We start from the raw sequence: 495 nt of genomic DNA, 5'->3' as shown, positions 1-495 counted from the left end.
CGAGCGAACGCGCCGACATCTGACGCGACTCGGCCGCGGGGACGCCTACCGGGAACTGAGCGCCGACGCCGACGCGACGTACGACGACCGTCTGGAGGTCGACCTCTCAGAGATCGAGCCGCTGATCGCGATGCCGTCGATGCCGGACAACGTCGTCCCCGTCTCGGAGGCGGCCGGCACGCCCGTCGATCAGTGTCTGGTCGGCACCTGCACGAACGGCTCGTACTTCGACATCGCGACCGCGGCCGCAGTCGTGAAAGGCGAGACCGTCGCACCGGAGACGGAGTTCGTGATCGCGCGTGCATCGAAGCGGTCCGCCGAGGTGCTCGCCCGCGAAGGTCGCACCGAGGACCTGTACGCCGCCGGCGTGAACCTCTCGGAGTCGACGTGTGGGGCCTGCATCGGCCAGGGGCACGTGCCCGCACCGGACTCGGTCAGCCTCCGCGCGTTCAACCGGAATTTCAAGGGCCGTTCGGGCCTTCCCGACGACAGCGT

1 protein-coding gene is annotated in these 495 nt (G+C 69.3%); it reads left to right on the top strand.

What is annotated here, in order from left to right; translation table 11 throughout:
- A partial coding sequence (locus tag DEQ92_RS22100) for an aconitase family protein (RefSeq protein WP_233516945.1) occupies positions 1-495 on the top strand: 495 nt, incomplete at both ends.

The sequence above is a fragment of the Haloferax sp. Atlit-6N genome, from assembly GCF_003383195.1.
In the GTDB taxonomy this organism is placed as follows: Archaea; Halobacteriota; Halobacteria; order Halobacteriales; family Haloferacaceae; genus Haloferax; species Haloferax gibbonsii.
This window is presented reverse-complemented; position numbering and strand designations above follow the sequence as displayed.